This is a genomic window from Streptomyces sp. SP18BB07 (assembly GCF_036322545.1).
Lineage (GTDB): Bacteria > Actinomycetota > Actinomycetes > Streptomycetales > Streptomycetaceae > Streptomyces > Streptomyces deccanensis.
This window is the reverse complement of record NZ_JAQYWT010000341.1, coordinates 86422-106462: the sequence shown is the minus strand read 5'-3', so window position 1 is coordinate 106462 and position 20041 is coordinate 86422. Positions and strand designations below refer to the sequence as shown.

Here is a 20041-nt window from a genome sequence, read left to right as displayed (position 1 = left end):
CGTGATCAGCGTCCGAGGCCGGTCGGCGTTCCCCGACTCAGGGCGAGGGCCGATCCGCGTCCGGCGGCAGCAGGGGCCCGCACTCCCACTGCTGGAAGATCAACCGGGTCTCCACCCGTGCGACTTCGCGCTGTGACGTGAACTCGTCGAGGACCAGGCGCTGCAGATCCGCCATGTCCGCCACCGCGACATGCACGAGATAGTCGTCCGGTCCGGTGAGGTGATAGACGGTCCGCGACTCCGGCAGGGCCCGGATCCGCTCCACGAACGGCCCCACCAACTCCCGCCGGTGCGGCCGGACCTGCACCGACAACAACGCCTCCAGCCCCCGCCCCAGCTTGGCCGGATCCAGCCGCAGCTGATGGCCGAGGATCACGCCCGCACGGCGCAGCCGTGTCACCCGGTCCAGACAGGTGGACGGCGCCACCCCGACCTGGGCCGCCAGGTCCCGGTACGTCGTCCGGGCGTCGTTCTGCAGCAGCCGCAGCAGATGGAGGTCCACCGGATCGAGTACGACGGAATCGGCCATTGTTCGAACGTAGCACGGCGTTCGAACGCCGACGTCCGGTCGATGTTCACCCTGACGTCCATGAACTCAGCGAGCACGCACGCGTACGACCACGCACGCACCACGCCGAGAGCACTCGCCACCGAGGCGGTGCACGCCGGCCGCGACGACCTCGCGCGCCAGGGCCTGCACGCCCCGCCGATCGACCTGTCGACCACGTACCCCTCGTACGACAGCCGGGGCGAGGCCGCCCGCATCGACGCCTTCGCCGGTGACGGCGCCCAGCCGGAGGGCCCGCCGATCTACGGCCGGCTCGGCAACCCGACCGTCGCCCGTTTCGAGACCGCCCTCGCCCGTCTCGAAGGCACTGAGAGCGCGGTCGCCTTCGCCAGCGGTATGGCCGCCCTCAGCGCCGTCCTCCTCGTCCGCGCCTCGATGGGCCTGCGGCACGTCGTCGCCGTACGGCCCCTGTACGGCTGCAGCGACCATCTCCTCACCGCCGGGCTGCTCGGCACCGAGGTCACCTGGGTCGACCCGGCCGGCGTCGCGGACGCGCTGCGCCCCGACACGGGTCTGGTCCTCGTCGAGTCGCCGGCCAACCCGACCCTCGCCGAAATCGACCTGCGGGCCCTCGCGCACGCCTGCGGCTCGGTCCCGCTCCTCGCGGACAACACCTTCGCCACGCCCGTCCTGCAACGCCCCGTCGAACAGGGCGCCCGGCTCGTCCTGCACAGTGCCACCAAGTATCTCGGCGGGCACGGGGACGTCATGGCCGGGGTCGTGGCCTGCGACGAGGAGTTCGCCGGACGGCTCCGGCAGGTCCGCTTCGCCACCGGCGGCGTCCTGCACCCGCTCGCCGGCTATCTCCTCCTGCGGGGCCTGTCCACGCTCCCGGTCCGCGTCCGGGCGGCCTCCGCGACCGCCGCCGAACTCGTCCACCGCCTCGCCGCCGACCCGCGCGTCGCCCGCGTCCACTATCCGCGCATCGGCGGCGCCATGATCGCCTTCGAGGTACACGGCGACCCCCACGACGTCATCGCCGCCGTCCGCCTCATCACCCCGGCGGTGAGCCTCGGCAGCGTGGACACGCTCATCCAGCACCCGGCCTCGATCAGCCACCGCATCGTGGAGGAGGCGGACCGTCGCGGTGCCGGGGTGAGCGACCGGCTCCTGCGGATGTCGGTGGGCCTGGAGGACATCGAGGACCTGTGGGCGGACCTGGACGGTGCGCTGGGGGACCGGATCGCCGGGACACCGGGCGAACGGATCACGGCCGAGGCAGCCGCCCGCTAGCTGGCCGGGTCGGGCCAGGTGGCCGGGGGCTGCCCCCGCCCACCGCACCCGACCCACCCGTCACCCCCTGCTCCGACCCTCCACCGCTTCGACGACCCCCACCTCGGACAACCGCGCGGTGATCACCAGCGTCCCCTCCTCGATCTGGTAGTCGAGCGGCAGCTCAAGACCCCGCATCGCCGCCACCATGCCCGTGTTGGACGCCTGCGTCACCACGTACACGTTCTCGCACCCGGCCCCGGCCGCCATCTCCACCAGACGACGCAGCAGCTCACTGCCGATGCCCCTCCGCTGCCACTCGTCCTCGACGAGCAGCGCGATCTCGGTCTCGTCGCCGTCCCAGAGAAGGTGTCCCAGCCCGACGAGGCGCCCCGAGGCCGTCTGCACGGCGAGCGTCCGCCCGAAACGTGGGCTGAGCAGATGCTTGAGATACCGGTCGGCGTCACCCACGGGCCCGTGGTACCGCATGGTGAGCGTGCGTGCGGAGCACCGCTCGTGCATCGCCTTCGCCGCCCGCAGGTCGCCCGCGTCGGCGCGGCGCACCGTGATGTCGTTGCCCTCCGGCAGGGTCAGGACGTCATGGCTGCGCGGGATGCGGGGCCCGAGCCGCGCGTCCAGCTCCACCAGCGCCCGCGCCCGCGCGAACTCGGTCGGCGTGAACGGCAGGTACGGCCGCTCCACCGTGATCACGCCACCCTCCGGCGCCCGCAACCGCATCACCGTGTCCTCCAGGGCCCCTTCGACCGGGACGCTCTCCTGGGCCCGGCCCGAGCCGGGAGCGGTGGCGGGCAGCGAGCGGATGGTGCAGCGGCCGAGCAACTGCCGCAGCGCGAGCGGCAGTTCCGCCGCGTCCAGTGCCGTGCGCGTGGCCAGACCGAGGATCCGGGTCGGCGCGTCCACCAGGTCGTGGGCGTCACCGCGCTCGATCCAGGTCCCGGTGCCGCCCGACTCCGCCACGGCCCGGCCGATCTCGGCGGCCGACAGTTCCTCGGGCGCCCGGAGCAGGAACTCGTCCACCGTGCCCTCGGCCAGCGGATGCGTCTGCAGGCTCAGGATGTCGACCCTGAGCTCCGCGAGCGCCGTGCACAGCGCGGCCAGCGAACCCGGCTGGTCCTTCACGGTCGTCCGCATGCGCCACATCAGGGTCACACCGGAGACCACCGGAAGGACCGCCTCCGACGGCCCGGCCTGCCGCCCCTCGGCGAGCGGCGGCCGGGCGTCGGTATCACTCGGCGGCGGCGCGTGACCGTGGCGCCGTTCCCACCAGCCGCGGAGCCCCGCCGTGGCCGACAGCAACCGGTGGCGCACCGGGCGACCGTTCTTCGCACGCGTCACATCAGACATGTCTGGAGTCATGTGGCCACTGTGAACGAACGGTGTTGCGTGATCACAAACGCTTTGTGACTGCCCGGTAAAAGCATCGATCCGCACCTTTTATTTCTTTTTGTACGACTGGTGCTGTCCTAGTCGATGCCAAAGGTGACCGTCACTGCCCGACGAGCCCCGGCTGGAGCACCTTCGTGTACAGCACCGTCCCGTCCTGCTCCCGCAGCCGCACCGTCAACTCCGCGCTGTGGCCGTCGATGTCGACCTCGCCGAAGAACTGGTAGCCGCCCGCCGGAGAGACGTTCGCCGTGGTCGGCGCCTTGACGAACACCCGCTCGGGGCCGAAGGTGCCGTCCAGCGCGTTCGCCGGGAAGGCGCCGGCGTTCAGCGGGCCGGAGACGAACTCCCAGAACGGCTCGAAGTCGGTGAAGGCGGCCCGCGACGGCTGGTAGTGCTGCGCCGAGGTGTAGTGCACATCGGCCGTCAGCCACACCGTGCCGGTGACCTTCCGGTGCTTGATGAACCGCAGCAGTTCGGCGATCTGCAGCTCCCGCCCGAGCGGCGCCCCCGCGTCGCCCTGCGCGACGGCCTCGATGTTCGGCTTGCCGTCCCCGGTGTCCGGCACGACCAGGCCCAGCGGCATGTCGGAAGCGATCACCTTCCACACCGCGCGCGACTGCGCCAGCTCCCGCTTGAGCCATGCCAGCTGCTCGGCGCCGAGGATGCCCACGGGGTCGGTGGTCTGCGTGTCGGGCGAGTTGGCGTTGCGGTACGTCCGCATGTCCAGCACGAACACGTCCAGCAGGGGGCCGTGGCGTACCACGCGGTGCACCCGGCCCTCCTGGGAGCCCGGCCGCAGTGTCGAGATCGGGAAGTACTCGCTGAACGCCCGCCGTGCCCGCGCCGCCAGCACGTCCACGCTCTTCTCGGTGTACCGGCTGTCGGTGAGGATCTCGCCCGGGTACCAGTTGTTGGTGACCTCGTGGTCGTCCCACTGCACGATCGCGGGGACCTGGGCGTTGAACCTCTTGAGGTTCTCGTCGAGCAGGTTGTAGCGGAAGTTGCCCCGGAACTCGGCGAGCGTCTCCGCGACCTTGGACTTCTCCTCGGTGGTGACGTTCCGCCAGGTGCCGCCGTCGGGGAGCGCCGCCGTCGCCGCGATCGGACCGTCCGCGTAGATGGTGTCACCGCTGAACAGGAAGAAGTCCGGGTCCAGCGCGCCCATCGCGTCGAAGATGCGGTAGCCGCCCCGGTCCGGGTTGATGCCCCAGCCCTGCCCCGCCAGGTCGCCCGACCACACGAACCGCGCCCCGGAGCGCCGCTTCAGCGACGTCGTACGGAACGTGCCGGTGACCGGCTCACCGGTGCGGCGCGGGTCGTGCGGATCGGCGAGCAGGACCCGGTAGTGGATCTGCTCGCCCGACGGCAGCCCGCGCAGCCGCGTCGTACCGGTGAAGTCGGTACCGGCGCCGAGCAGCGGGCCGTGCCATCTGCGCGGGTTGCGGAACGACTCGGTGGCGGACGTCTCGACGATCATCCGGGCCGGCCGGTCCGACCGCACCCACACCAGCCCGGAGTGCGCGGTCACGTCCCCGGCCTGCACACCCCAGCCGGCCTCGGGCCGCCCCGACAGGGCCAGCGCCGGCGCCGAACCGAGCGCGACGGAACCGGGCAGCGCCAGCGCCGCCGACGCGGCGAACGAGCCGCGCAGCACGCTGCGGCGACCGGGCAGGGAACTCGGCGGACGGTGTGACATGAATGCGCCTCCAGCGACGGATCCGGCCAATGTGCACAGCCACAACTACGCGCACGCCGCAGCGCACACGGAAACGACAAGTGAACAACTGCGCGGGCCTAGGGGGAAGCCGACACCGCGGGAGAGTGCGGGGGTACGGGGTGCGTTGTCGGGTGCGGGCCCGGTGGGGCTTCTCGCGCAGTTCCCCGCGCCCCTGAAAAAGCGGGGCTGCGCCCCTGCTTTTTCGCCCCGAAATGGCCGTAGGCCTTTCAGGGGCGCGGGGAACTGCGCGACCAGCCCCCACCGAACGGACGCCTGGGGGCCAAAGGGGCGCAGCCCCTTGAGGATGGGACGGGTAGGGGCGGCGGGGGCGAGAAACCCTGACGTCACCCCACCACCCCCGCCAACACCCCCACCCCCTCCCGAATCCGCACAGGAGAAAGATGCGCGTACCCCAACACCAACCGCACCCGCGTATCCGGCACCCGCCCATACGCCCCCAACCCCCGCACCCCCACCCCACCCTCCCCGGCCCGCTCAAGAAACCGCCCCACCACCCCGTACCGCTCCGGCAGCGTCACGATGACATGCAACCCGGCGGCGATCCCCGACACCTCCGCCCCCGGAAAGTGCTCGGCGAGCGCGGACACCAGCACGTCACGTCGCTCCCGGTACGCCCGCTGACACCGCCGCAACTGCCGGTCGTAGTCCCCCCGTTCCACGAACCGCGCGAAGAGTGCCTGGTCGAGGGTGGGATGCCCGAGATCCATCGTCCGCTTGCGCTCGACGACCTCCTCCGCCAGCCACGCCGGTACGAGGAGCCAGCCGAGCCGCAGCCCCGGCGCGAGGGACTTGCTCACGGACCCCGTGTACGCGACCCGTTCGGGGTCGAGCCCTTGCAACGCCCCCACGGGCGCGCGGTCGTAGCGGAAGTCCCCGTCGTAGTCGTCCTCGACGATCAGCCCGTCCACCGCCCGCGCCCAGTCGAGCAGCTCGCCCCGCCGCCGCGCGGAGTACGCGATCCCGGTCGGGAACTGGTGCGCCGGCGTCGTCACCACCGCCCGCACCCCCGACTCCCGCAGCGGCCCGACCGCCAGCCCCTCCTCGTCCAGCGGCAACGGCACGGTGTCGAGCCCGGTGGCGGCGTACAGCGTCCCGTGCTCGGGGCTGCCGGGGTCCTCGACGCCGACGACGCGTGTCCCGCGCGCGTGGAGCACCGATCCGAGCAGCGTGGTGGCCTGGGCCACCCCGGAGACGACGACGATCCGCTCCGGGTCGGCGACCACGCCCCGCCGCCGGGCGAGCAGTTCGGCGAGCGCGGTGCGCAGCCGGGGCAGCCCGCGCGGATCCGGATAGCCCAGCTCGTGATGCGGCAGCTCCGCGAGGACCCCGCGCTGGGCCGCCGCCCACGCCGCACGGGGGAACAGCGACAGGTCGGGCGTCCCGGGCACGAAGTCGGCGCGGGCGCCCGGCGGACGCGGAGCGAGGTCACGCGCGCGTGGCAGCGCGGGCGTGCGCACGGCGGCGCCCACCCAGGTCCCGGCGCCCCGGCCGCTGCGCAGATACCCCTCCGCGACCAGTTGCTCGTACGCCTCCGTCACCAGCCCCCGCGAGACCCCGAGGTCGGCGGCCAGCTCCCGGCTCGCCGGCAGCCGCGTCCCCCGCGCCAGTCGCCCCGACCGGATCGCCTCCCGCAGCGCCGCCTGCAACGTGCGTCCACGCGCGCGTGCGGGCGCGTCCGCGACGGGCAGCAGCAGTTCCCAGGCGGCGGCCCACGGAGCGGATCCCGAGAGTGCGTGGCCTTGGTCGGAATTGGTCCCCGATGACGTCATGGAAGTGGACCTTAAGCCGGACCGCCGACCTCCCTAACGTCGCGACCATGAAGCCCACGCCCACCATCCCGACCACTACGACCGGCACACCCCGGACCCCGTCCGCGATCTCCGGTGCCCTCCTCGCCGCCCTCGCCTGCGTGCTCGTCGGCGGTTCCTTCACCGCCAACAGCGTCCTGGGCGACTACCCGTACGCGGGCGGCCAGTTCCTCCGCTACGGCCTCGCCTGTCTCCTGCTGCTCCCGCTGCTCGGCCGGGACGGCACGGCACCGCTGCGCCGTCTCACCGCACGGCAGTGGGCGCGGCTGGGGCTGCTCGCGGCGGTCGGCATGGTCGGCTTCAACATCGCCGTGCTCGCCGCCGAACGCTCGGCGGAACCGGCGGTGCCGGGGGTCTTCGTGGGCTGCGCCCCGGTGGCCGTGGCCGTCCTCGTCCCGCTGACGGAGGGGCGGCGACCCCAACGGCTCGTCCTGCACGGGGCGTTGCTGGTGGCGGCCGGCGCGTTCACCGTCCAGGGCTGGGGCCGTACGGACGGCGCGGGCATCGTCTTCTCGGTGTGCGCGCTGGCGGGCGAGATCGGCTTCGCGGTGCTGGCCGTGCCGGTGCTGCGACCGCTCGGACCGCGGTTGCTGTCGGCGACCGTGTGCGCGGTGGCCGCGGTCGAGTCGGCCGTCGTCGGCGTGGCCGTCGACGGCGGCGCGTGGCTGCGCCGCCCGGACGGCACGGAGTCGGTCGCGCTGCTGTGGCAGGCGGCGGTGGTCACGGTGGTCGGCTTCGTGTGCTGGTACATGGGCATGCAGCGCATCGGCGCAGAGCGCGCCACCCTCTTCTCCGGCCTGATTCCGGTGGCCGCCGCCTGCACGGCGCCCCTCGTCGGCACGGGCTCCTACGGTGCCGCGCAGGCCGTCGGCAGCGCGCTGGTGGGCGCCGGGGTCGCCCTGGGGTCGGGGGCGTTGACCCACTGCTGGGCGGCGACCGCCGTGAACGGCGGGTCGTCGGCTGCTGTGGAGGGCGGGTCGGCGGCTGTGGTCGAGGATGACGCGGGCGACCAGCGCGGGGTCGTCGTTCATGGGGCAGTGGCCGCAGCCGGGCAGCCGCACCAGCCGGGCGCCGGGGATGACCCGCTTGGCGCGGACGCCCTGACGTCGGACGAGCAGCCAGTCCCGGGTGCCCCAGGCCACGGTGACGGGGAGCCCGGGGATGTCGTCGGTGAACAGGACGCTGCCACCGGCCCGGAGGGTCTCGTCGAACCCGGTGGCGCCCGCCAGCGCGAGCGTCTCGGCGACCACCGCCTCGGGTGAACGGCGGCTCGGACGGGCGTAGATGGTGCTCGTCAGGGCGGTGCGGCCGAGCGCCGACCGGGACAACCGCTCGACCAGCGACAGCGGCATCCGACGCGAGATGTGCCGCATGGTGAGCAGCACGCCGAACGCGTAGCGCCGCTCGGCCTCGTTCCAGAACCCCGCCGGGGACAGCGCCGTGACGGACCGTACGAGCTTCTCGCGGCCCAGTTCCAGGGCGAGCAGACCACCCAGGGAGTTGCCCGCCACATGGGGGCGGTCGAGCTCCAGCGCCTCGCAGAAGGCACCGAAGACGGCGGTCGTCGTCGGCAGGTCGTAGGTGAGGCCGTCCGGCAGCGCGGGCGACGCGCCGAAGCCGGGCAGGTCGACGGTGATGACCTCGCGCTCCGCCGCCAGGATGTGCGTCACCGGGTCCCAGGCCTGCCGGTGGTGGCCGATGCCGTGCAGCAGGAGCAACGGCTCACCGGTGCCCTCGCGGGTGTAGGAGACCGTCACGGATCGCGGGCCGAGCGGGGAGGGGACCTGGAAGGAGACCGTGGCGGCGGACATGGTGCGACTCCTCGTCTGGGCGGATGGACACGCCGGCGCACGGCGGTCGTAGACAGCTTGTCAGCAACTGCTACCGGCGGGTAGTCCCCGGGAGTAACAAGCCGCGCGCAACGCGGGAATCGCCTGGACACGGCCCCGCCCCTCGGGTTGGGATGGAACGGTGACCACCGACATCGCGATCGACGTCTTCGAAGAGCACCGCCCCGTCCTGATGGGAGTCGCCTACCGCATGCTCGGCCGGGTCGCCGACGCCGAGGACGTGGTCCAGGAGGCCTGGCTGCGCTGGTCCGGCGCCGACCGCTCCGATGTCCGCGAACCGCGCGGTTACCTGGTCCGTGTCACCACCCGCCTCGCCATCGACCGGCTGCGCCAGGTGCAGGCGCGCAACGAGGCCTACCCCGGCCCATGGCTCCCCGAGCCGTACGTCACCGACTACGCGGACACCGTCCCGGACACCGCCGAGCGGGCCGTCCTCGCCGACACCGTCTCCCTCGCCGTCCTGGTCGTCATGGAGTCCCTCTCGCCGCTGGAACGCGCCGTGTTCGTGCTCCGGGAGGCCTTCGGCTACCCGTACGCCGAGATCGCGGCCATGATCGACCGCGCCGAGCCGGCCGTGCGCCAGCTCGCCGGGCGGGCCCGCAGACACGTCGACGAGCGGCGCCCGCGCTACGAGGTCGATCCCGTCGAACGCCGCGAGCTGACGGAGAAATTCCTCGCCGCCGCGGAAGGCGGCGACCTCGACGGACTCATGGCGCTGCTCGCACCCGACGTCCGTCTGGTGGGCGACGGCGGCGGCATCGGCAAGGCCCCGGTGCGGGTCCTGGAGACCGCCGACAAGGTGGGACGGTTCGTGCACGGCGCGGCCGGCAAGGGTGTGCGGGACGCCTCGTTCCGCTTCATGGAGATCAACGGCGGCTTCGCCGTGGTCCTCCTGACCGGCGACACGGTCGACAGCGTGTTCCAACTCGACGTCGCCGACGGGCGAATCCAGTGCGTCTACATCGTCCGCAACCCCGAGAAGCTGCTCTCCCTGGCGGCCGTGAAGCCTTGATGAACGCTGCCCGGCGTCCGATCTGTCGAATGCCCGAGGGTTCGATGATTGGTCTTGACCAAGGGTGGGGGCACGCCTATGGTCGCAAGAAAGTGCAACAACCTTTAATAAACAAGGGCGCTAAAAACGCCGCCGGGCCACGGCGAAGCAGCGGAGGACAGGGTGGGGACCCAGCAGCTGGAAACGGTGCCGGAACCGAAGTACTGGCATCTGAAGACCGTGCTCACTGAGGCATTGGACTCCGAGTTCTCGGTGGGGGAGATCCTGCCCAACGAACGTGACCTCGCGGCCCGCTTCGGCGTCGCCCGGGCCACCCTCCGCCAAGCGCTGGAGCAGCTCGAACTGGAGGGCCGACTGCAGCGCCGCCGCGGTGTCGGCACCACGGTCGCGCCCCCGCGCGTGGGTGTCGCCGTCGGCACCGAGCAGCACGCGTGGCCGGGCACCGTCGGCGACGCCTGGCAGGCCGTGGACTGCACAACCTCGGCACCGCCCGCCGCGGTCGCCGCCATCCTGGAGAGCGTCCACGGCGAGCAGGTGCACGTCGTACGCCGCTCCCGGATGTCGCACGGTCAGCCCGTCGCCGCCGAACTGCTCTACATCCCGGCGGCCTCCGTGCCCGCCCTCTCCGCCATAGACGCCCCCTCCGGTGCCGCACGCGCGCGTGCCGTCCTGCGTGAGCTGCAGCGCCTGGAGCTGGAGGGACAGGACCGCTCGGTGGAGCTGGGCTCCGCCCGCGCGGACGACGCCAAGGAGCTGGACCGGCTGCCCGGCGCGCCCGTCCTGGTCGTCACCACCCGCTTCTTCGCCGAGGGACGCACGGCGGCCGTCTCCCTGGCCACCTACCGTGCTGACACGTGCCGCCTGACCTTCGGTGCCTCGGGCGGCGTCGAGATCCACCACGGCCCGGAGCGCCACGCGTCCTGACGACGCGGGCAGCGCCTCCCGGCCGTACCCGCCGTGCTCCCTCTCGCGGGGCACGGCGTACTCGTGCCCGGCGGCGGCTCAGCGGCGCGCCGTCACCGTGCCCTCCACCGCGAAGAGCTGCTCCTCGACGTGGTCCAGGGCGAGCCGCAGCGCGCCCATGGCGACGGCCGCCTCGCCCAGCCGGGAGAGAGCGACCCGGGGCGGGCGCAGGCAGTACCGGGCCAGCTCGCGGCGGAGGGGGTCGAGGACGTCGTCGATGCCGGCCGCCCAGCCGCCGACGACGACCAGCTCGGGATCGAGGGCCAGGACGAGGGCCGTCACGTCGTGGACGAGGCGCTGTATGAAACGGTCGACGGCCTCACGGGCCCGTACGTCGCCCTCGCGCGCGTGCTTGAAGACCTCGGCGACCGCCTGCTCGTCCAGCGGGTGCAAGGGCTCGCCCGTGGTGGACAGCAGCGCCTCGGGGGTGGCCTCCCGGCCCAGCAGGTGCAGCGCCCCGATCTCCCCGGCCGCGCCGCCGTACCCCCGGTGCAGCCGCCCGCCGATCAGCGAACCGGCGCCGGGGCTCAGCCCCGCCAGCACCAGCACCACGTCGTCGGACTCGGTGGCGGCCCCCTTCCAGTGCTCGGCGACGGCGGCCGCGTTGGCGTCGTTCTCCACCAGCACGGAGCACTTGAAGGACCGGCTCAGCCGCTCGCCCAGGTTCAGGCCCGTCCACTCCGGCAGGGCCGCGCACAGGCGTACGGCCCCGCCGGCCTCGATGACCCCCGGGCTGCCCACGCCGACGGCCCGCAGCGAATCGCGCGACACACCCGACCTGCGGAGCAGCTCGGCGACGGTCGAGCGCAGCCGCTCCAGGCGCTCGTCCGCCGACGCCGACTCGGAGATCTCCTTGGACAGCGAGCCCAGCACCCGCCCGTCGAGGTCCGCGAGCAGCGCCGCCACCCGGTGCGAGCCCACATCCAGTCCCAGCAGATGGCCGGCCTCGGCCCGGAACCGGTAGTGCCGCGCCGGGCGCCCCTGCCGCCTGGCGGCGCCCTCCTCGGCGGCCCGCTCGACCACCAGACCGGCCTCGACCAACCCCTCCACGACGCCCTCGACCGTGGGCCGGGACAGCCCGGTGACCCTGGTGATCTCGGTCAGCGTCGCGTGGTCCGTGGCCCGCAGCGCGTGCAGCACCACGGCCGAGTTGATTCTTCGAAGCAGAGAAGGATCCCCGCCGGTCAGTGGCCCCAACGCCCGTCCTCCCAGCTCGCGCCCGTGTCTGCCGGATCGTACTCGCCACGGCGCACCCCGGCGAGTGCCCGCCGCCCCCGACCTGCGCAATCCCCCAGGGCCCCTGGACACCGCCGCCTGGCCTCGTGTCCCGCCCCGTGTCCTGACGCCGTGCCAATTGTCAGTGGCGCGAGCTTTACTGGAGCACATGACCATCGCGCGGCATCTCGTCACGATCGACCGGCTGTGTTCCGAGGAGTTCCCCACGGCGCACGGCCGGTCGGACGTCGGCACGGCCGGCCCCGGTTACCACCTCGCCGAGTTAGCGACGAGCGAGGACTTCTGGGACGACGACGGTATGGAACGGGAGGAGACGGAGGTCCAGTTCGAGGCGGACCGCGACGCCCTGTCCGAGCGCCTCGCCGAGCGATGGGGGCCGCCGGACGTGTTCAGTCTGTGGAGCGTGTCCAGCCGCTACCAGGAGGGCGAGGACATACCCGAGCCCTGGGGCCCGCTCAGCTCACACGTGCCCGATGTGCACCTCTGGCAGGCCGACGGCCACGGCCGCTGGGTCGCCCTCGGGGTCTCCCAGTGGGACAAGGAGCTGCCGTTCCAGCTCGTCGCGCTGATAACGGAGACAGACCCTCCGTGACCCCGACCCCGACCCCGACCCCGACCGCGGGCCGGGCGGTCGGTCAGTCCTGCGACGCCACGCGCAGCCTGGCGAACTCCTCCGCCATCGTCGCCGCGGTCCAGTGCGCGTTCAGCCCGCTGGGGTTGGGCAGCACCCACACGCGTGAGGCCCCGATCGTCCGCCCCTGCGGTCCGACAGCGGCCTTGCGGTCGCCGAAGGCGGCGCGGTACGCGGTCACACCGACCACCGCGAGCCAACGCGGGCGCAGCCGCTCCACCTTGGCGGTCAGCAGCCGGCCGCCCTCCACGTACTCCTCGGCCGTCAGCTCGTCGGCGCGCGCCGTGGCACGGGCGACGACGTTGGTGATGCCGAGCCCGTACGACGGCAGCTCGCCCTGCTCGGACGGCTTCAGGAGCCGGGGCGTGAAGCCGGACAGGTGCAGGACGGGCCAGAAACGGTTGCCGGGGCGGGCGAAGTGGTGGCCCGAGGCGGCCGTCATCAGCCCCGGGTTGATGCCGCAGAAAAGGACCCGGAGGCCGTCCGCGGTGACGTCCGGCACCAGCCGGTCGCGGGCGGCCTCCAGTTCGGCCTGGGTCCAGCGGGTCAGAGGATCGCTCCCGGCGTGTAGCCGGCGGCCTCCGGGCGCTGCTTCACGATCTCCTCGATCCGGCCGACGACGACGCCGACCTGGTCGGCGGCGGCCCCCGTGAAGGAGAGCTTGTCGGCCATAAGCGCGTCCAGCCCGGCACGGTCCAGCGGGATGCGGTCGTCGGCGGCGAGCTTGTCGAGCAGTTCGTTGCGCTCGGCACCCTGCTCACGCATGGCCAGCGCGGAGGCGACGGCGTTCTCCTTGATGGCCTCGTGCGCGACCTCACGGCCGACGCCCGCGCGCACCGCGCCCATCAGCACCTTGGTCGTGGCGAGGAAGGGGAGGTAGCGGTCCAGCTCACGCGCGACGACCGCCGGGAACGCGCCGAACTCGTCGAGGACGGTCAGGAAGGTCTCCAGCAGACCGTCCAGCGCGAAGAAGGCGTCCGGCAGCGCGACCCGGCGCACCACCGAGCAGGACACGTCGCCCTCGTTCCACTGGTCGCCCGCCAGTTCGCCGGTCATCGAGGCGTAGCCGCGCAGGATGACCATGAGGCCGTTGACCCGCTCGCACGAGCGCGTGTTCATCTTGTGCGGCATGGCGGACGAGCCGACCTGACCGGGCTTGAAGCCCTCGGTCACCAGCTCGTGCCCGGCCATCAGCCGGATCGTCTTCGCCAGGGAGGACGGCGCCGCCGCCAGCTGCACCAGCGCGGTCACCACGTCGTAGTCCAGCGAGCGCGGGTAGACCTGGCCGACCGAGGTGAACGCCTGCGCGAAGCCGAGGTGCCCGGCGATCCGGTCCTCCAGCTCCGCCAGCTTGCCGGCGTCCCCGCCCAGCAGGTCCAGCATGTCCTGGGCCGTGCCCACCGGGCCCTTGATGCCGCGCAGCGGGTAGCGGGCGAGCAGCTCCTCGACCCGGCCGTACGCCACGAGCAGTTCGTCGGCGGCGGTCGCGAACCGCTTGCCGAGGGTGGTGGCCTGCGCGGCCACGTTGTGCGACCGGCCGGCCATGACCAGCTCGCCGTACTCACCGGCGAGCTTGCCGAGGCGCGCCAGCACGGCCACCGTACGGTCGCGGACCAGCTCCAGGGAGAGCCTGATCTGCAGCTGCTCGACGTTCTCGGTGAGGTCGCGGGAGGTCATGCCCTTGTGCACGTGCTCGTGCCCGGCGAGGTCGTTGAACTCCTCGATCCGCGCCTTCACGTCGTGCCGCGTGACCTTCTCGCGGTCGGCGATGGAGGCCAGGTCGACGGTGTCGAGGACCCGCTCGTAGTCGGCGAGCGCCTCGGCCGGCACCTCGATGCCGAGGTCCTTCTGGGCCCGCAGCACGGCCAGCCAGAGCTGCCGCTCCAGCCTCACCTTCTGCTCGGGCGACCAGAGCGTGGCGAGCTCGGCGGAGGCGTAGCGTCCGGCGAGGACGTTCGGGATGCGGGGCTTGGCTGGCGCAGAAGTCACGTGGACGGAGTTTACCCGGCACCCGCGGCGGGTCACGCGCCCTGTTCGGGCTGGTCCGGGGGGTCGGTCAGGCGATAGCCCATGCCCCGTACGGTCTCGATGCGATCGCGGCCCAGTTTGTTTCTCAGGTAGCGGACGTACACGTCCACGATGTTCGAGCCCGGATGGAAGTCGTACCGCCAGACCTGGGACAGCAACTGCTCGCGCGAGAGCACCTGGCCGGGGTTGCGCAGGAAGCACTCCGTCAGGACGAACTCCCTGGCCGTCAGATCCACCACACGACCGTCGACACGGATCCGCCGGGTGCGCAGGTCCAGGGAGAGGCGGCCGTGCCGCAGCACGGTCGGCTCCGCCGTACGGTTCACCCGGAGCCGCAGCCGGATGCGCGCCAGCAGTTCCGCGAACTGGAACGGCTTGACCATGTAGTCGTCGGCGCCGCCTTCGAGTCCGGCGACCGTGTCGTCGGTCGAGTCGCGTGCCGTGAGGATGACGACGGGCAGGTCCGCGTGCTCCAGCCGCAGCCGGCGCAGCACGGTGAAGCCGTCCATCAGGGGAAGCCCGAGATCGAGGACGAGCAGGTCGCACTCCCCGTTCGTGGCGCGGTCGAGCGCGGCGGCTCCGTCGCCGACCACCGTGGTGACGAACCCCTGGGCCCGCAGCCCCTTCTCCAGGAAGGCGGCGATGCGCGGTTCGTCCTCCGCGATCAGGATCCGGCTCATCGGACAGGAGCCCGGGTCGGGAGGCCGCTGTGCCGGGCGGCGAGATCTCGTGGGATGACGAGGGTGAACGTGGCACCGCGCCAGGGGTGCGAGTCGAGCACGACGCGTCCGCCGTGCGCCTCGGTGATGGCTCTGACGATGGACAGGCCCAGCCCGGAACCGCCGCGGCGGCACGAGGCGCCGCGCTGGTGGCGGCCGAAGATGCAGGCCGCGTCGTCGGGCGTGACTCCCGGGCCGGTGTCGCGGACCCACAGCCGCACGGACCCGTCCGCCTCGTCGACCGCGGAGCCCAGAGCGACCGTGTCGTTCTCCCCGGTCAGCGTGACCGCGTTGTGGGCCAGTTCCAGCAGGGCCTGGGTGAGACGTTGGTGATCGCCGCGCAGTTCGGTCTCCGCCCGGGCGTCCACCCGCCAGCGGCGGTCGCCGAGTGCGCGCGCCTTGTCGCAGACCTCGTCGATCAGGCTTCCGACGTCGACCGCCGCGAGGCGCAGGAAATCCGGTTGCTCCGCCCGCGCCAACAGCAGCAGGTCGTCGACCATGCGCGCCATCCGGTTCAGCTCGTCGATCACCAGTGTTCTGACCTCGTCCACCTCGGCCGGTTCGCGGCTGTCGACCAGTTCGAGATGGCCGCGCACGACGGTGATCGGGGTGCGCAGCTCGTGCCCGACGTCGTCCAGGAAGTGCCGCTGATCGGTGAACGCCTTCTCCAGACGGCCGAGCATCACGTTGAAGGTGCGTCCCAGTTCGGACAGGTCGTCGTTGCCGCTGACCCTGATCCGCTGGGTGAGGTCGGTGTCGGTGATCCGCAGGGCCGTGCGCCGCATGACCGTGATGGGCGCCAGCAGCCGACCGGTCACGAACCAGCCGACGAGTGCCGCCAGCAGCAGAACCCCGAGTGCCGTGACGATGTAGGCCCGCATGACGTCGGCGAACTCGGCCGCCTCCCTCTCGGTCCAGTGCGCGATGACCCAGGCTCCCGTGCGCCCCTGACGGGTCACGGGACGCACGGCCAGCTGCACGCGTCCCGCCGTGGTGTCGACGACCCTGAGAGCCGGCCGTTCGCCGTCGATCACCGTGTGCACCGTGCGCAGGAAGGCCCGGTCGGCGCTGAGGAGTCCCGCCTTGGACTCGGGAGTCGAATAGCGCACGGCGCCGTCGATCAGGGAGAGCAGCGCCTCGTGCTCGTCGGGAACGTTGCGCCGGGTGGCGGTGAGCAGCAGCCGTTCCAGGGACGCGAACGGCTTGCCGGTCTCCGGATCGACGGCGGTGGCGTGGAACAGCTCGAACTCCGTGGCCTCCCGGTTCACATGCAGCCGTACCCGGTGGTCGATCCGGGATTTCTGCACCACATAGATCGCGACCCCTGTGAGCGTCATCCCCAGTGCGGTGAGCAGCAGGATGGAGGCGAGCACACGCACGCGGACCGACCGCACCACGGTGAGGGTGCGCACCCGGTTCCGCAAGGTCGTCTTCATCGCACTCATCGTGAGTTGCGCCGCCACCCCCGGCACTCCCGGTACGCCCGTCAGGGTCGGATCCGCTCCGCGCGCGCGGGCGCGGTATGAACCAGACGCCGGGTGACGAGCAACTCGGTGGCGATGCCCAGAGCGGCGCGGACCAGCAGGAACACCGCCAGACCCCACACGTCCCACAGCATGGCGGCGATGACCGGCCCGGCGGCCTCGCCGACCGACAGCGCGGTGTCGAGGCCTGCGGCGACTCGGCCGCCCCGGGGCCCGGCTCCGCGCGCCGCCTGGGCCAGCAGGCTTCCCCACGGTGGCCGGAAAGCGGCCTTTCCCGCGTCGTCGACCAGTCGGCCGCTCAGCATGCCGGCGGCTGTCGGGAAGGCCAGGTACAGAACGGAGGACAGCGCGTTGGCGATCCCGCGCGCTCCGGTGAGCGGCGCCGCGCCGAACCGGTCGGCGGCCAGGCCTGCCAGTGGCCCGACCAGGAGCAGTACGAACACGGACGCGGAGTAGATGGCGCCGATCTGCCCGGGAGTGAGGCCCGCGACCTCGGCGGCCAGGATGGGGAACAGACCGTGGGTCATGTGGGCGGTCACTCCGGCGAGCAGCCCCAGCGCGCACAGCAGCCGTAGCCGACGGTCGGCGAACAACCGTGACCCTGCCGGGTTCCGGTCCTTCAGCGAGTGCCCACCCGGTGACTCGACGGCCGTCGGGTCACCGCTCTTCGCGGCGGGGCCGGCGGGTACCGAGTCCGGCGGCTTCCGTTCGGGAGGCGGCACCCAGAGCCAGACCACGACGACCGGTACGAGGGAGATGGCCGCGACGAAGGCCCACAGCAGCCGGAAGTCGTTGCCGCTCCCGGCCAGCAGGAGTCCGCCGAGCGCCCCCGCGGAGACGGCGCCCAGGTCCTTCGCGCCGAACGACAGCGAGAAGGCCCGCCCGAGCCTCCGCTCGCCGGAGTCGGCCATCACACTGATGGACGCCGGATCGCGTGCCGCCGAAGCGGCGCCCTGGACCAGGCGCGTCGCGTACAGCGAGGCGGGTGTCGTGGCGGTGAACAGCAGCACCGACGCGACCAGACGTACCGTCACCGCGGTCAGATATCCGCGGCGGGCACCCCACCGGTCCACCGCCCGGCCCATGAAGGGTTTCACGGCCGGTTCGACCAGCGCCTTCATCGCGACGAGCGCGCCGATCTCCGTCAGTGACATGCCCAGCTGCCGGGCGTACAACGGCATCGCGAAGATCACCACGCCGAACGCGAGCCGGGTGGTGAAGCCCTCCACGACGACGGCCCGCACCGGATGGGGGCCGAGGACACCGGCCCGGTGGAGGCTTTTCAATACGCCCATGCCGGCCTCCCGCCACCCACGCGGGTGTCCGCCGTGGCGAGGGCCGCGTCCGCGATCCATACGGCCGCGTCCGGCACACCCCGGTAGCCGGGGAAGGTGTTGACGTCGACGACGACCGGACCGTCGGCGCCCACGACGACGTCGATGCCCCAGCAGACCAGTCCGCACACCTCGGCGGTACGCAGCCCGAGCCGCGTCAGACACGGGTCCGGATGGGGCACGGGCACACGCGGCACGTCGAGGCGGCCGGGTTCGACCCGGACCCGCAGCACCGCGGCCCGGCGGCCCACACCGCAGACCTTGTAGTCGTAGCCGGGCCCGTCCACGACCTCCTGCACCAGCCAGGGGCCGGTGCCCTCCGGGCGTTCCCCCGGGGACAGCACACCCGCTCCCCGGCCGAGCCGCCCGCACAGCGGTTTCACGAACCGGGGAGCTCCTGCCGCACGCAGCAGCCCCGCCACCGCGTCGGCGTCGGCCGCCACGGTCGTCGCCGGGACCGGCAGCCCCGCCCGGCCGAGCAGCGCCAGGACCCGGGCCTTGTCGATGACCCGCAGTGTCGTGTCCAGACCGTTGAGACAGACGCCGCCCGCGTCGGCCACGGCCCCGGCGGCACCGAGCACCGCGGGATCGCCGCCCTTGATCAGGAACACCTCGGCCGGCGGCAGGTCGCACGGGCTCCACGGCGCGGTGGCGTCGAAGGCCGTGCACCGCGCGCCGCGTGCGGCGAGCGCCGAGTGAAGCGGTCGCAGCAGCGGATTGCGGCCCGGGTCCGCGCCCGCCTCGATCAGGACGCAGACCCGCGGACGGCTCACCGCGCCACCTGACCGGGGAGCGGCTCCCTCCGGCGGGAGACGGCGTCGGCGCGGGCGACGATGTCGGGGAGCGGGGCCGTCGGCGGGAAGCGCACGCCGTCGTCGGTGAACACGAAACCGTGGTAACGGACGGCGATCGCGGCGGCGAACGGGTCGTCGGCCGCGAGGCCGCACACACCGGCCAGTACGGCGGACACACCCCGCTCGTCCAGCAGCCGGCGCAGGCGCCGCGCCGATGTGTCGGCCGCGGGCACCGCCTCGTCGTCGTACCCGTACAGCAGTGCCGCGGCGATGCCCAGGGCGAAGTGCGCCGGGACCCGGTGGCGGGTTCCGCGCAGCAGGGCGACCGGGCCCAGGAGGCGGTCGCCCGGGGAGAGCTTGCGGAGCGGTTCGCGGGCCACCCGGGTGACCGGGTCGGCGAGTTCGGTGTTGCCGTAGCGGGCCAGCGCCTCTGCCACCGGCCCGTGCACGTCGCCGCACTGGTCCACCTGCGGGCCCCGCCGCAGTCCCGGATACGCGGCGAGGATCGCGCGCCGCCCCTCCAGCAGGGCGCCGGCCACCACCGGCCGGACGAATGGGTCACCGATCGCCGCGTCGACGGTGCGGTGGCCGCGCAGCCAGCCGAGGTACGCGGCGAGCGCGTGACCCGCGTTGTAGACGAACAGCTTCTCGTGCAGCCGGGCGCGGTACTGGCCGGTGGTACGCACGCCGGGCAGCGTGGGCGGTGCCGTGAGCAGGGGACGGGCGTCGACGGCAAGCTGCCGCGGGGTGTCGCGGAGGAACTCGGGCACCCCCGGCTCGCGCCAGCAGCCATGGCCCACGGCCACCCGTGCGACCGCCCCGGCGACCCCGATCGGGGGGAGCGGTACTCCGCGGGCCGCGGCGGTGTCGCGGAGCGCCTCGTTCACCCGGTGGGCGCATTCGGCGTTCTCCACCACCCACACATCCACCGGCCGCCCTCGGCGGGCGACGAGCCCGGGCACCAGGCTCCGGGCGGCCTCGGCGGCGTTGGCCACACCGACGCTGAGCACGACCAGGTCCGCGGCCGTCACGGCCTCGTCCAGGTCCGCGCCCACCGACACGGTGGTGACGTCGTGGACCTCCTCGGGTCTCCCCCCGGTGACCCGCACACGCCAACCGCCGACGCACCGGATGCGATCCGCCGTGTCACGGGTCCGGCAGCCGAGCACCACCTCATGTCCCGCTTCGAGGAACAGGGGCACCAGATAGCCGCACCCCAGTTTTCCGGCACCGACGACGACTACGCGCATGGCGGCT

At 72.8% G+C, this 20041-nt stretch carries 16 protein-coding genes and 2 pseudogenes; 5 read left to right on the top strand and 13 right to left on the bottom strand.

What is annotated here, in order from left to right:
- Nucleotides 1–37: 37 nt before the first annotated feature.
- Complete coding sequence (locus PUR53_RS30735; RefSeq protein ID WP_033528993.1) at nt 38–529, bottom strand: Lrp/AsnC family transcriptional regulator; 492 nt, start codon at nt 527–529, stop codon at nt 38–40.
- A gap of 60 nt (nt 530–589) precedes the next feature.
- Here PUR53_RS30735 and PUR53_RS30730 point away from each other — a divergent pair, with 60 nt between their 5' ends.
- On the top strand, nt 590–1801 hold the full coding sequence (locus PUR53_RS30730) for a trans-sulfuration enzyme family protein (RefSeq protein WP_329910342.1): 1212 nt from the start codon (nt 590–592) through the stop codon (nt 1799–1801).
- A gap of 60 nt (nt 1802–1861) precedes the next feature.
- On the opposite strand, the gene PUR53_RS30725 is transcribed toward PUR53_RS30730, so the two are convergent.
- The 3 genes from PUR53_RS30725 to pdxR form a co-directional block, all read right to left on the bottom strand.
- Nucleotides 1862–3145 (bottom strand): GNAT family N-acetyltransferase, encoded by a 1284-nt coding sequence (locus PUR53_RS30725; RefSeq protein WP_443078096.1) that lies wholly within the window; start codon nt 3143–3145, stop codon nt 1862–1864.
- 142 nt (nt 3146–3287) lie between these two features.
- Nucleotides 3288–4883 carry an alkaline phosphatase D family protein gene (locus PUR53_RS30720; RefSeq protein ID WP_329910341.1) on the bottom strand — a complete coding sequence of 532 codons (1596 nt, stop codon included), beginning with the start codon at nt 4881–4883 and terminating at the stop codon, nt 3288–3290.
- Between the two features lie 365 nt (nt 4884–5248).
- Entirely contained in the window at nt 5249–6694 is a 1446-nt protein-coding gene (gene pdxR / locus PUR53_RS30715) for a MocR-like pyridoxine biosynthesis transcription factor PdxR (protein WP_329910340.1), read from the bottom strand.
- On the opposite strand from pdxR, the pseudogene PUR53_RS48320 reads away from it, so the two are divergent.
- Nucleotides 6685–7143: pseudogene (locus PUR53_RS48320) on the top strand (EamA family transporter); the annotation flags it as partial. The gene pdxR and the pseudogene PUR53_RS48320 sit on opposite strands and share 10 nt — an antisense overlap.
- Before the next feature lie 651 nt (nt 7144–7794).
- Here PUR53_RS48320 and PUR53_RS30705 read toward each other — a convergent pair.
- Nucleotides 7795–8544, bottom strand: a pseudogene (locus tag PUR53_RS30705) (alpha/beta fold hydrolase); the annotation flags it as partial.
- 160 nt (nt 8545–8704) lie between these two features.
- Between PUR53_RS30705 and PUR53_RS30700 the strand changes: the two are divergent.
- Both PUR53_RS30700 and PUR53_RS30695 read left to right on the top strand, forming a co-directional pair.
- A complete protein-coding gene (locus PUR53_RS30700) occupies nt 8705–9595 on the top strand; it encodes an RNA polymerase sigma-70 factor (RefSeq protein ID WP_329896825.1) in 891 nt (296 codons plus the stop codon).
- 162 nt (nt 9596–9757) lie between these two features.
- Complete coding sequence (locus PUR53_RS30695; RefSeq protein ID WP_329896826.1) at nt 9758–10519, top strand: GntR family transcriptional regulator; 762 nt, start codon at nt 9758–9760, stop codon at nt 10517–10519.
- Nucleotides 10520–10597: 78 nt separating this feature from the next.
- Here PUR53_RS30695 and PUR53_RS30690 read toward each other — a convergent pair whose 3' ends face one another.
- Nucleotides 10598–11755: an ROK family transcriptional regulator gene (locus PUR53_RS30690; protein ID WP_329896827.1), complete on the bottom strand. Its 1158-nt coding sequence runs from the start codon at nt 11753–11755 to the stop codon at nt 10598–10600.
- A 187-nt stretch (nt 11756–11942) separates the two neighbouring features.
- On the opposite strand from PUR53_RS30690, the gene PUR53_RS30685 reads away from it, so the two are divergent.
- Nucleotides 11943–12386, top strand: coding sequence for a hypothetical protein (locus PUR53_RS30685; protein ID WP_329896828.1), 444 nt, complete (start codon nt 11943–11945; stop codon nt 12384–12386).
- 43 nt (nt 12387–12429) lie between these two features.
- Here the strand turns inward: PUR53_RS30685 and mug are convergent, their stop codons facing one another.
- The 7 genes from mug to PUR53_RS30650 are packed head-to-tail and all read right to left on the bottom strand — an operon-like array spanning nt 12430 to nt 20034.
- The gene (mug, locus tag PUR53_RS30680; protein ID WP_329896829.1) at nt 12430–12927 is read right to left on the bottom strand and encodes a G/U mismatch-specific DNA glycosylase; all 498 of its coding nucleotides are present in this window, start codon (nt 12925–12927) and stop codon (nt 12430–12432) included.
- A 44-nt stretch (nt 12928–12971) separates the two neighbouring features.
- Entirely contained in the window at nt 12972–14414 is a 1443-nt protein-coding gene (gene purB, locus PUR53_RS30675; protein WP_329896830.1) for an adenylosuccinate lyase, read from the bottom strand.
- A gap of 32 nt (nt 14415–14446) precedes the next feature.
- Nucleotides 14447–15133: a response regulator transcription factor gene (locus PUR53_RS30670; protein ID WP_329896831.1), complete on the bottom strand. Its 687-nt coding sequence runs from the start codon at nt 15131–15133 to the stop codon at nt 14447–14449.
- Nucleotides 15130–16608 (bottom strand): sensor histidine kinase, encoded by a 1479-nt coding sequence (locus tag PUR53_RS30665; RefSeq protein WP_329896832.1) that lies wholly within the window; start codon nt 16606–16608, stop codon nt 15130–15132. Before PUR53_RS30665 ends, PUR53_RS30670 begins: the two co-directional genes overlap by 4 nt.
- Nucleotides 16609–16658: 50 nt before the next feature.
- A complete protein-coding gene (locus tag PUR53_RS30660) occupies nt 16659–17951 on the bottom strand; it encodes an MFS transporter (RefSeq protein WP_329896833.1) in 1293 nt (430 codons plus the stop codon).
- The gene (locus PUR53_RS30655) at nt 17939–18763 is read right to left on the bottom strand and encodes an ATP-grasp domain-containing protein (RefSeq protein ID WP_329896834.1); all 825 of its coding nucleotides are present in this window, start codon (nt 18761–18763) and stop codon (nt 17939–17941) included. The genes PUR53_RS30660 and PUR53_RS30655 overlap by 13 nt, the downstream gene beginning before the upstream one ends.
- Nucleotides 18760–20034 carry a hypothetical protein gene (locus PUR53_RS30650; RefSeq protein WP_329896835.1) on the bottom strand — a complete coding sequence of 425 codons (1275 nt, stop codon included), beginning with the start codon at nt 20032–20034 and terminating at the stop codon, nt 18760–18762. The genes PUR53_RS30655 and PUR53_RS30650 overlap by 4 nt, the downstream gene beginning before the upstream one ends.
- Nucleotides 20035–20041: the final 7 nt, after the last annotated feature.

Excerpts from the sequence above, each read along its gene's own strand:
- PUR53_RS30735 (WP_033528993.1), bottom strand. The coding sequence starts at position 529 with ATGGCCGATTCCGTCGTACTCGATCCGGTGGACCTCCATCTGCTGCGG.
- PUR53_RS30730 (WP_329910342.1), top strand. The coding sequence starts at position 590 with ATGAACTCAGCGAGCACGCACGCGTACGACCACGCACGCACCACGCCG.
- PUR53_RS30725 (WP_443078096.1), bottom strand. The coding sequence starts at position 3,145 with ATGTCTGATGTGACGCGTGCGAAGAACGGTCGCCCGGTGCGCCACCGG.
- PUR53_RS30720 (WP_329910341.1), bottom strand. The coding sequence starts at position 4,883 with ATGTCACACCGTCCGCCGAGTTCCCTGCCCGGTCGCCGCAGCGTGCTG.
- pdxR (WP_329910340.1), bottom strand. The coding sequence starts at position 6,694 with ATGACGTCATCGGGGACCAATTCCGACCAAGGCCACGCACTCTCGGGA.
- PUR53_RS30685 (WP_329896828.1), top strand. The coding sequence starts at position 11,943 with ATGACCATCGCGCGGCATCTCGTCACGATCGACCGGCTGTGTTCCGAG.
- PUR53_RS30670 (WP_329896831.1), bottom strand. The coding sequence starts at position 15,133 with ATGAGCCGGATCCTGATCGCGGAGGACGAACCGCGCATCGCCGCCTTC.
- PUR53_RS30665 (WP_329896832.1), bottom strand. The coding sequence starts at position 16,608 with ATGAAGACGACCTTGCGGAACCGGGTGCGCACCCTCACCGTGGTGCGG.
- PUR53_RS30660 (WP_329896833.1), bottom strand. The coding sequence starts at position 17,951 with ATGGGCGTATTGAAAAGCCTCCACCGGGCCGGTGTCCTCGGCCCCCAT.
- PUR53_RS30650 (WP_329896835.1), bottom strand. The coding sequence starts at position 20,034 with ATGCGCGTAGTCGTCGTCGGTGCCGGAAAACTGGGGTGCGGCTATCTG.